Origin of the sequence: Kitasatospora sp. NPDC091257 (assembly GCF_044757675.1) — a bacterium.
Classification (GTDB): domain Bacteria; phylum Actinomycetota; class Actinomycetes; order Streptomycetales; family Streptomycetaceae; genus Kitasatospora; species Kitasatospora lactacystinica.
On the sequence record NZ_JBIVVI010000169.1, the window covers coordinates 1 to 10,524 of the forward strand.

The 10,524-nt window shown below is 69.5% G+C and carries 4 protein-coding genes and 5 pseudogenes; 5 read left to right on the forward strand and 4 right to left on the reverse strand.

Annotation, left to right across the window (positions count from 1 at the left end; translation table 11 throughout):
- Nucleotides 1-86, forward strand: a pseudogene (locus ACIQOV_RS10830) (DUF6745 domain-containing protein); the annotation flags it as partial.
- A gap of 16 nt (nucleotides 87-102) precedes the next feature.
- Nucleotides 103-3,090: a lantibiotic dehydratase gene (locus ACIQOV_RS10835; protein WP_401047266.1), complete on the forward strand. Its 2,988-nt coding sequence runs from the start codon at nucleotides 103-105 to the stop codon at nucleotides 3,088-3,090.
- A gap of 63 nt (nucleotides 3,091-3,153) precedes the next feature.
- Here ACIQOV_RS10835 and ACIQOV_RS10840 read toward each other — a convergent pair.
- Nucleotides 3,154-3,603 (reverse strand): annotated as a pseudogene (locus ACIQOV_RS10840) (transposase); the annotation flags it as partial.
- A gap of 238 nt (nucleotides 3,604-3,841) precedes the next feature.
- Between ACIQOV_RS10840 and ACIQOV_RS10845 the strand changes: the two are divergent.
- Nucleotides 3,842-5,045, forward strand: a pseudogene (locus ACIQOV_RS10845) (IS110 family transposase).
- 18 nt (nucleotides 5,046-5,063) lie between these two features.
- Here ACIQOV_RS10845 and ACIQOV_RS10850 read toward each other — a convergent pair.
- From ACIQOV_RS10850 to ACIQOV_RS10860, 3 genes and pseudogenes are all read right to left on the reverse strand, one after another.
- Nucleotides 5,064-5,465 (reverse strand): annotated as a pseudogene (locus tag ACIQOV_RS10850) (transposase); the annotation flags it as partial.
- 237 nt (nucleotides 5,466-5,702) lie between these two features.
- Nucleotides 5,703-6,863: a hypothetical protein gene (locus ACIQOV_RS10855; protein WP_401047267.1), complete on the reverse strand. Its 1,161-nt coding sequence runs from the start codon at nucleotides 6,861-6,863 to the stop codon at nucleotides 5,703-5,705.
- A 432-nt stretch (nucleotides 6,864-7,295) separates the two neighbouring features.
- Nucleotides 7,296-9,305 carry a tyrosine-type recombinase/integrase gene (locus ACIQOV_RS10860; RefSeq protein ID WP_401047268.1) on the reverse strand — a complete coding sequence of 670 codons (2,010 nt, stop codon included), beginning with the start codon at nucleotides 9,303-9,305 and terminating at the stop codon, nucleotides 7,296-7,298.
- A 452-nt stretch (nucleotides 9,306-9,757) separates the two neighbouring features.
- Here ACIQOV_RS10860 and ACIQOV_RS10865 point away from each other — a divergent pair, with 452 nt between their 5' ends.
- Together ACIQOV_RS10865 and ACIQOV_RS10870 are read left to right on the forward strand one after the other, a co-directional pair.
- Nucleotides 9,758-9,979 carry a helix-turn-helix domain-containing protein gene (locus ACIQOV_RS10865; protein WP_401047270.1) on the forward strand — a complete coding sequence of 74 codons (222 nt, stop codon included), beginning with the start codon at nucleotides 9,758-9,760 and terminating at the stop codon, nucleotides 9,977-9,979.
- Between the two features lie 69 nt (nucleotides 9,980-10,048).
- A pseudogene (locus ACIQOV_RS10870) lies at nucleotides 10,049-10,524 on the forward strand (hypothetical protein); the annotation flags it as partial.

Here is a 10,524-nt window from a genome sequence, read left to right on the forward strand (position 1 = left end):
AGAACGCCGAGCTGCGCCGGGTCCTGCTGGAGCACTACGGCTACGAGCGCTACCTGGCCGACTCCGGCGCCGAGCCCGTCCACCGGGTCCGAGACCTCCCTGTTGCCACGCGATCCACTGCTGCGCCTCGCAATATGGGTGGCGAGTCCCGATCTGGCCACGGCACTGGAACGGACCGGACCGCAGGACCGAACAGCTCCCCGACTGGTCAGCAAGCTCAGGCGGTACCTGATCAGGATGACCACCAGGCCGACACCCTTCGGACTGTTCGCGGGGGTCGGCCTGGCACGGTGGGCTCCGGCCACGGACCTCGCGCTCACCCCGTCCGCGTCACCCACGCGCACACGGGCCGACATGGGGTGGCTGCACCACCTGACGGAGCAGATCGACGGCGATCCGGACATCGGTCGTTACCTGCGTCTGATGGCCAGTCCCGCGATCCTCCTGCGGAGCGGCCGCGCCATCCTCACCGACGGCCGGGGGGCAGACACCTCCATACGAGCCACTGCAGCCGTGCGCCGCGTGCTCGCTACGGCACAGGTACCCACCTTTCGAGCCGACCTGGAAGCGGCGGTCCGGGATCTACCCGGGGCCACCCCCGACAAGGCCGGCACTCTGGTGGACGACCTGCGGACACAGGGCTTCCTGATCTCGGAGCTGCACCCGGCGCTGACCGGCGGCGATCCGATGACGCGCCTGCGCACGTGCCTTGAGGCAACCCCGTCTCCTCAAGCTCACGCTACGGCCGGGAAAATGGCCCGGCTGTCCCAGGAGTTCGCCCGGTGGGACCAGCTCCCTTTCGACCGAAGGGCAGAACGCCTGCCGACCCTACTCAACCGGATGGACGATCTACGCTCCGGCCCCGCGAACACGGGCACGAGTACCCCGACGCTCCTGCAGACTGACACGGCGCTCTCGCTCGCAGCCACCGGTCTCCACGCCTCGGTGGCCGCCGAAGCGGCCTCGGCCGCCGAGCTGCTTCTGCGCCTGAGCAGCTTCCCCACGGGAATGCCGCACATGGAGGGTTTCCGCCGGGCCTTCGAGGCCCGGTACGGGCCTTATCGCCGGGTTCCGCTGTTGGAACTCCTCGACCCCTCGACGGGTCTCGGGGCGCCCTCCGCGTACGGTGCAGGCGGCGAGGGAACCCTCGGCCACCACCCGCGTGACCAGCTTCTGCTCGATCTCGCCCTGAACGCGAACCGCGAACGCCGCACAGTGGTGGAGCTCGACGACGAAACCCTTGCCCGGCTGGCCACGTCGGATCCGGCCCCCGAAAACGTCCCGCCCTCACTCGACATATCGTTCCTCCTCGCGGCCACGTCTCCGGCGGACATCGACCGAGGCGACTTCCAGCTCGTTGTCGGACCCAATCTCGGCGCGCCCGCAGCCGGCCGCAACCTCGGGCGGTTCGCCGCACTCCTCGGCGCACCCGCCTGCGACGCGCTGGCGGAACTGGCGCGCACCGAGCAGGGACACGAGTCGGATGCGCTGATCGCCGAGGTGGTCTACGCACCTGACCCGCCGCGCTCCGCGAATGTCGCGCTGCGGCCCGCGATCCGAGCCCAAGAGATCCTCATCGATGCCTGGCCCGGCGTGCCAGCCCAGGGCGTCATACCGATACGCGAACTCGTCGTCGGTCTCAGATCCGGTCGCTTCGTGATCAGCTGGCCCGCGGGCAGAGCCGAGGTCATAGGGGTTCAGGGTCACATGCTCAACACTGCAAGGGCGCCCGTCATCGCCAGGTTCCTCCTCGACGCCACCCATGACGGCCGCTGCCAGTTCACCCCGTTCTCTTGGGGGCCGGCGGCGGGCCTCGCCTTCCTGCCCCGGGTGCACACGGGCAGGACCGTCCTGGCCCTCGCCCAGTGGCGGCTCGACCCCGAAGGCGTAGCACCACCCGGCTCCGGCGACCGTTTCCCAGCGGCACTGTCCGCGTGGCGGACCAGTTGGGAGGTACCCCGCCACGTCTACCTGGCGGTCGCCGACAATCGTCTTCTCCTCGACCTCGACGACGCACAGGACATCGAGCTGCTCCAAGAGGAACTCAAGACGGTTCCGGCCGGACGGTCCGCGCTGATCCAAGAAGCCCTGCCAGGACCGGAACATGCCTGGCTGCCGGGGGTGGACGGCGGCCATATGTGCGAGGTCGTCGCACCCCTCTCCCGGCAGGCCGGTGAGCCGTCCGGCAGTAGCCGCCGCCCCGTCGTCCAGGTGGTCGAGCCGGGGGCGAGGCTACGCCCGCCGGGCAGCGACTGGCTGTATATGAAGCTCTACTGTGACGCCCGACAGGAGGAGGACCTGATCGGCGGCCCCCTGCGCGGGTTCGGCGAGTACGCCACCCAGTCTGGCCTCTCGGACGGCTGGTTCTTCGTGCGCTACGCGGACTCAGAGTGCCATGTACGCCTCCGCTTCCACGGAAATCCGTCCACACTCGTCGGACCGCTGATGGAGCAGGCGTGTACCTGGGCCATCGGGCTGCAGGCCGACGGCTTCTGCACGAAGTTCTCGTTCGAGACGTACGAGCGTGAAGTCGAGCGTTACGGAGGTGAGGAAGGGATCGCGGCCGCGGAAGCACTGTTCATGGCAGACAGCCCGAGCGTCGCTGGCATGCTGCTGGCGCACGCCGAAGGCCGACTTGGCGTTGATCTGTTGGAGCTTGCCGTAATCAGCATGGACGACCTGCTCGCCTGCCTGGGTCTCTCCCCCCAGGAGCGGGCTGCCTTCTCTCATGGCAACCCGCCGCAACGGCGCGTCGGGGGCTCCGAGTACCGCAAGCGGAAACGTGCGCTGCGCCATGCCCTGGGCGGTGCTCTTCCGGCCGACAGCGAGGTGTCCCGGCTGCTCAGCACACGGCGTGCGGCACTCGCACCGGCCATCGACCTGATCGACTCACTCCACCACGGCCGGGGCCTTGGGCGTTCCGGTGACGAACTGTGCCACAGCTACGTGCACCTGCACGCGAACCGTCTGCTTGGTACCGATGCCTCCGGCGAATCGCTGGCTCTGGAGCTGCTCCGCCGCACACGCGCCGGCCTCGTCCGCGCTCCCCTGCCTGAGGGCGTGTCCCGCCGACAGCACCCCAGGAACTGACGCGGGCATCGTCCTGGCACACGGATTTGATCGTGTCCACCCGGTGCAGCTGCTGGCGTGGCAGTTGATTGCCGTGGTCACGCGAGAAGCTGTGGCGCCGCCCTTGCTGCCCTTCTTCTTCCGGTTGGCGGCCTGGTCCTTCTTCTCCGGGATGACCGCCTTGATGTGGCGCTTGCGCAGGTGGGCGCGGTTGCCGCGGGACGAGTAGGCCTTGTCCCCGGCGACCGCGTCGGGCCGGGTGCGGGGGCGGCCGATGGGCCCGCGGACCCGGATTTTCTTCAGCACGGGGATGAACTGCGGGCTGTCGGCGGCCTGTCCCTCGGTCAGGACGAACGACAGCGGGCGGCACTTCCGGTCACCGGCGGTATGGATCTTGCTGGTCTGCCCGCCCCTGGATCGTCCGAGCAGGGCGGCTTTCAGTCGGAGCTTGCGCCGACGCCGGATACGTCGCCGTTCTTCCCGTTCCGGGTCGTTTCCAGTGTCCTGCCCGTCTTGTCCTTCCGGGCTGCCCCGTTACCTTTTTCGTGGCCCCGCAATGGGGCTCCCGGCCTCCGGGCCCGGCATGACTTGCAGCCCCAGTCGATCATGATCGAAAAGGTGGTGTCACCGGGTGCGGAGGCATTGGCAGACCGCTGATCAGGGGCACGAGCGCCGATCCCATCCGGGTGAGGCAGTCTCTTCGTAACGTGGATGCCGGCACGCTGATGCCACAGGTAGGCCGGGGAGGGCGCAACCGCTGTGAAGAGGACACGTGATCGACACCAGTGACGTCGACGTCTATCTCGGTCTGGACGTCGGTAAGGGGGAACACCACGCCACCGCGCTCACGCCCGCTGGGAAGAGGGTCTTCGACAAGCAGCTGCCCAACAATGAACTGAAGTTGCGGGAGCTGTTCGCCAGGCTGCGGGCCAAGCACGGCACGGTGCTGGTCGTGGTCGACCAGCCGGCCTCCATCGGCGCCCTGCCGCTGGCGGTGGCCCGCGACGCGGGTTGTGCAGTTGCCTACCTGCCCGGGCTGACGATGCGGCGGATCGCCGATCTCTACCCGGGTGAGGCCAAGACCGACGCGCGTGATGCCGCGATCATCGCGGACGCCGCACGTACCATGCCACACACTCTGCGCGACCTCGCCCCGGCCGACGAGACGATCGCCGAGCTGGAAATGATCGTGGGATTCGATGACGATCTCGCCGGTGAATCCACCAGGATCAAGAACCGCCTGCGGGGCCTGCTCACCCCAGATCCACCCCTCGCTGGAACGGGTCCTGGGCCCCCGACTCGACCATCCGGCCGTCCTGGCTCTGCTCGAACGTTTCGGATCCCCAGGGGAGTTGAGGAAAGCCGGCAGGAGAAGGCTCGTGACTCTGCTGCGGCCCAAGGCGCCGCGCATAGCCGAGCGCCTGGTCGAGGACATCTTCGCCGCCCTCGATGAACAGAGCGTCGTCGTGCCCGGCACCGATGCCGCCGCGCTGATCGTTCCCAGCCTCGCGCGTTCGCTCAGCGCCGTGGCCGACCAACGCCAGCTCCTCGCGTCCCGGATCGAGGAACTACTGGAGGCCCACCCTCTTTCCCGGGTCCTGACCTCCATGCCCGGCATTGGGGTCAGGACCGGAGCCCGCATCCTCATCGACGTCGGCGACGGCAGCGGTTTCGCCTCCGCCGCCCATCTGGCCTCCTACGCCGGCCTCGCCCCGGTGACCAGGAACTCCGGCTCCTCCATCCGCGGCGAGCACCCGTCCCGGCGCGGCAACAAGCAGCTCAAGCGAGCTTTCTATCTCGCCGCGTTCGCGGCGCTGTCCCAACCGGACTCACGCGCCTACTACGACAAGAAACGTCGCGAGGGCAAACACCACGTCGCCGCCCTCGTCTGCCTCGCCCGACGCCGCATCGACGTGCTCTTCGCCATGCTCAGGGACGGCACCCTCTACCAGGCACCGGAAGCCTCAGCCGCTTGACGAAAACCATAGGGGCACCTTTTGTCGGGCCTTCTCCGCCTCGTCGGCGGCTTTCTCCAGGGCGTCCATGGTGTCGGGGTCCAGGTGCATCCCGGCGGCGTCGTGGTGAGCCCGCACGGTGGTGGAGTCCACGCTGACCAGGGACAAGTCCACCTCGCCGCGCTTCGCGGCTTCCGCGATCAGCCCCTCCAGCAGGGCTTCGAAGACGCCGGCGTCCCGCCAGACCCGGAAACGACCGTAGACGGTCGGCCAGGGACCGAACTCGGAGGGCATCTCCCGCCACTGAGCGCCGGAGCGGAACCGCCAGATCATTCCCTCGAGCTGATCCCGCAGCCTCTCGGGGTACGGGCCGTACCTGCCGATCGGCAGGTACGGCTCGATGAACTTCCACTGGTTATCAGTGAGTTGCCTACGCGTCACACACAGCGTCCTACCGGATTCCGCCTTCGGGTGAGCACGAAACTGCAATGTTGATCACAACATCACACAGGCCCTAGTCGAGCTCGGGCAGGCCGTCCCGGGCCCGTACAGTCCGACTACCCATGCACCGCGCGAGGGAGAAGCGGCGTGGAGGCGGTGAGCGCTTCTACGGCCTCGACTACAACGAAGCGCTCACCATCGTGGACCAGCAACGGATCTGGGTCATACCCCGATCGGTCAGCCTGACGGCATCTCGACAGCGGCCAGCTTGAGCAGGAACGGCGGGGCGAGACGCCGCATCGTCTCGTGTCCGTCGTCGTCCGTCGTGGCGAGGACGGTGTTGATCGCATCGAAGGAGAGCACCAGCTCCAACGCCGTCAGCGCCTGCTGGCCGGCAGTTGGGGCGGGCTCGGCCAGGCCCCTGATCAGGTACATCCTGCCGATGCCGAAGAACTGCCCGAAGACCCAATCGCGGCAGGCGTCGCCTGGCTGCTCGGACGAGAGCTCGGCTTCGACCGCGCGGCACAGAGCCTGAGCCCAGTCCGCCATCTCCCCGGCAGCGGTCCAGCCGATCCGCAGCCGATCCAGTGGAGCTTTCCGGGCCACCGATACGAAGTGGTTCATGACGCTGTCGGCCGGCAGACCCGGCATCTGGTGCGCTGGCGTGCTCCGGACAGCGACCAGGGGGTCGCGGGGGTCGGTCTCCAGCAGGCGCGCGGTGTACTGCGGCACGTCTCGGCCTGCCTGGGACCGGGTCATCCGCGCGATCACCTCCGGGTTGATCCCGCCGGGGCCTCCGAGGGCCGCCGTCATGCCGTGGTACAGCAGACCGGCGTTGTCCAGCGGATCGACGTCGGCGCGATCCGGATCGAGGTCGGCGGCGAACTGCCACAGCTCGGCGAGCGCGGGTAGCTGCCGCAGCTGCTTGTCGATCCGACGGACCCGGCGGTTCACTCCCGTGAGGCGGTGCGCGCCCCCCTGTGCGATCTCGTCGGCCTGGTCGCTCACCCACTCCTGAATGTCCCCGCGCTCCGGGACCGGACCGAGCCGGTCAGTGACCCGTTCTACGAACCGGACGACCTGCCGGGCGAACGCCTCGCGGACGGTACCTTCCGGGACGGTCAATCCGGCCCCGAACGCGCCGAGTGCCAGGTAGAGGGGATCGGCGCCGGGGCGGCTGTGCTGGCCGAGCCACACCACCAGGTCCACCAGTGCGGGATCGGTCGCGGACGCGCTTCCGCCGACAGGGCGCCCCGGGTAGGAGCGGGTGTTGGCCGGTAGCAGGGGGTCGGGCTGGGCGCGCCAGCGTTCGAGCTGACGGCCGGACACCTCTGTGCCGCGGTCAGCGGCGAGCTGAAGCAGCAGTTGATCGGCCGCACTGGGCGGGGTTCTCACCATGGGATCACGCTACTGGCAGGGGAGTTGAGCGCGCGGCGGCCGCTGTCGCTCGTGGTATAGGGCGCGGGGCGAAGCTGTGGGTGCCGGCAGCGGGAAGTAGAACCCCCCGAGGTCTCCCGGAATCCGAGGGCGGTCCGCCTGGTCTTCTGGGTTCAGCGGCCATGAAGGTCGGTCGCGAAGCTGAACGGGAAGACCAAGGAGGTTCCATGGAAGAGAAGTTGATGGCTGAGGGCGAGGACTCGGTATTGGTCGGACGCCGGCACCTGGCGGTGGGTAGGCGCAGCGTGCGGCGGTTCTGGTGGGGCGTGCTAGCGGGCTCCGGCCATGCGCTGGGTAACGCCGTGGTGCCGTGGCTCCTGTGGTGGGTGCATAGCAGGTAGAAGGGGGCCGGAGCGGATCGCTCCGGCCCCTCGGGCCTCCGGCACACGGTTGCTACGCCGCCAGAATGTCGCCTTCGAGCTGGTCGTCGTCGCCTTCGGGCACGCTGGCGGTGCGCAGCTGGGAAGCCTGCTCCAGGGCTTGCTCGAAGGCGCTCTTCACCGCGGCCTCGTCGGTGCCGCGTGCGACGACTTCGATGGTGCCGCGCAGTCCGTGGCGCAGCTGCACGAAGCTGACGGCGGCCTGGTCGGTGTACAGGTCGCGCTCGAACTCGAAGCACGGCTGCTTGACGAGCGGCAGTTGGTAGATCACTGTGCCGGAGCGTCGGTCGACGCCGGCCACGGCGGAGTGCAGTTGCTGGTGCCGGGGCTGCCGTTCCCACAGCACCCCGCGGCCGGACCAGCGGGTGCGCTTCTTCGGCATGGCGGCGCGGCGTTCCCTCGACCCGGGGTGGCCGTGGACCAGGAGTTCGTTCCACAGGTCGACGAGGGCGTGGGCGTCCTCGGCGTTGGTCATGGCGACCTCGATCCCGCCGAGCACCAGCAGGTACACCAGCGGGGCACTGGTGCTGCTGCGGGACTTCACCGGGACGAGGGCGGCGGCCTTCTCCGCGTTCTCGCGGTCGAGGGAAGGCAGCACGGAGGTGTAGGTGTCGGCAGTCAGCACGTACGTGGCGTGGCCGAGTACCTCCTGTACGACCTTGAGGTCGGCGCCGGCGCCGAGCAGCAGGGTGGCTGCGAGGTGTCGTAGGTCGTGCAGGCGTACGGGCGGCAGGCCCAGCTTGTTGCACAGCAGCTCGAACCGGTCGGTGAGGTAGTCCGGGTTGATCTCGGCGCCGTCCTCGCGGACGAACACCTTGTCGGTGACCGGCCATGGCCGTCCGGCTTCGGCCGCGTCGCGGCGGGCCTCGGCCATCCGGTCGCGGTGGTCCCGTAGCTCCTGGAGGGTGTGGCTGTCGAGGGCGAGCGTGCGTTCGCTGTCGGCCTTCGGCTTCTTACCGAGGGGCTTGCCCTTCACCGTGACCACCTGCCAGTCGACGGTGATGACCGCGGTCTCGAGGTTGGCCTTCGGCCACTCGAAGCCGGCAGCCTCGCCCCGGCGCAGCCCTCGGAAGATCGCCAGGTGCCAGAACGCGCGCAGCCAGTCCCCCTCGATGCCGTCGAGGAACATCCCGGCCTGCTCCGGGGTCCACACCATCACCTTCGACGGCTTCTCGCCGGTGCGCCGCCACTCCTCGACGCGCTCCGGCGTCCACAGCAGCGCCTTCGGGCGCTTGCCGGAGGGCAGGTCGACCAGGCTCGCCCAGTTCCGGCTGACCTGGCCCTTCTTGACCGCCGCCGTGAGGGCGGAGCGCAGGGTGGCGCGGATGCGCTGCATGGTCGCCGGGGCGACGATGCGCATCTGGGCGTGGGGCTCGCGCTTGGGTATCTCCGGCGCGGGCACCGGCGGAGGCGGGGCGTTCCTCTTCGGCCGGCCCGGCCTGCGCCCGTACAGGGCCTTCCACTCGGCGTACTCGGCGCGGGCCTTGGCGATCATCGCGAGCTCGTAGGCGATGACGACGTTGCGGGCCTGGATCGCGTCGAACATGTCGGTGATCGGTTCGGCGGTCAGGTCCTCCAGCTTGATGTGGCCGAGCGCGGGGATCAGGTAGATCCGGATGTGGCTCTCGTACGAGCTGACGGTCGTCGGCTCCAGGGTCTTGCGCTGCTCCAGCCACTTCATCAGGTACTGGGCCACGGTGGTGCGGTGGTCGATCACCTCGCCGCGGTCGACCTTCGCGATCGCCTTCTTCAGGGCGGTCACGGCGGCGTCCTTGTCCGGGTAGCCGCCCTTGCGGTCCCGCTTTTGCTTGCCGTCGGGGCCGGGCTTCAGGTTGAGGTAGTACCACCACGTGCCGTGGGCCTTCTTGCCTTTCAGCTTCGGGCAGCGGGATCCGAGTTCGCGCGTCTTGGGCTTTCCCCCGGCGTCCAGCACGGGCTGCCTGTTTTCGTCCAGGACAGGTTCGCGGCAGGTGCAGCGGCGGTACACCGACCCTGGGCTGTCGTTCTTCTCGCGCTCGCTCATTTCTCTCAATCGGCGCTCAGGCCCCGCTGGTTGGGGCGGCGGTCACGGCAGGCCCACACTCACCGCAGCCGTGCCGGTCGGGGCACAGGCCAGTGCGGTCGTGGGGAGTTGGCCGTGACCGTAGGGCCGGTGACACGGTTGGGTCGCGCCGAGCGTGGACGGGGTCAGCTGCGCTGCTGCCGCAATGGACGGGGGCGGACTGAGGTGGACGGGGGAGAGGCCGGTGCGCCGCCGCCGTCCCGTTGTCGCCCTGGTTCTGCGCAGTCGCGGGCGGCCACTTCGGACGGGGTGGAATTCCTCGGCAAGAGTGCCATTCGCGGCTCGCATGGGCGCTGACCTGCACCGACGTGGCCTTCGGTGTACCGATGCAGCCGGTGCGGCACACACGGGAACTGCCCGCACCGGCCGTGGACAGCGGGACGGTAGGGCCCGGCGCGGACCACAGTGCGGGCATGACGACGAGCCCCGTTCCCGCCCTTCCCGACCCCCAGGTCCAGCCGACGATGACCGTGCCCGAGGCTGGCCGCATCTTCGGGCTTGAGCGCGCCGCCAGCTACAACGCCGCCCGGCGCGGCGACATCCCGACGATCACCGTCGGCCGCCGCATCCTCGTCCCGACCGCGAAGCTGCGCGTGCTGCTGGGCCTCGACCAGAGCGCCGAGACGGCCGCCTGAGCTGCCCCATCCCCGACCGCCATGCCGGCCTGCGGACCCGGCACCCCACCTTGGTAGGAGACCACCGGCATGCCCTGGTTCGCCGTCGGCGACAGCACGGACGACCACCCCAAGATCCTTGCGGCAGGCAACGCCGCCACCGGGCTGTGGGTGCGCTGCGGCGCCTACGCGAGCGCCCACCTGACCGACGGGGTGATCCCCGGGGCGGTCGCGGCGAAGAACGGCACGGCCACGCAGATCGCCAAACTGCTCGCCTCCGGGCTGTGGCACGAAGCCGGGCACGCGTGCGCACGCTGCCCCCAGCCCCGGCGCGGCGACTACGTGATGCACGGCTACCTCGACGCCAACCCGAGCCGCCGACAGGTCCAGGAGCGGCGCCGGCGCGCGGCCGAGAAGAAGCGCCAGCAGCGCAACCCCCCTGCGGGCGGTGACGATTCCGCCGACGATCCGGGGCCAAACTGTGCCCCATCTGGCGAGGACTGCGCAGGCCAGCCGCCCGCGTCCCCGGGAGACGTCCAGCGTCCTCGTGCGCGCCCGGCCCCTCC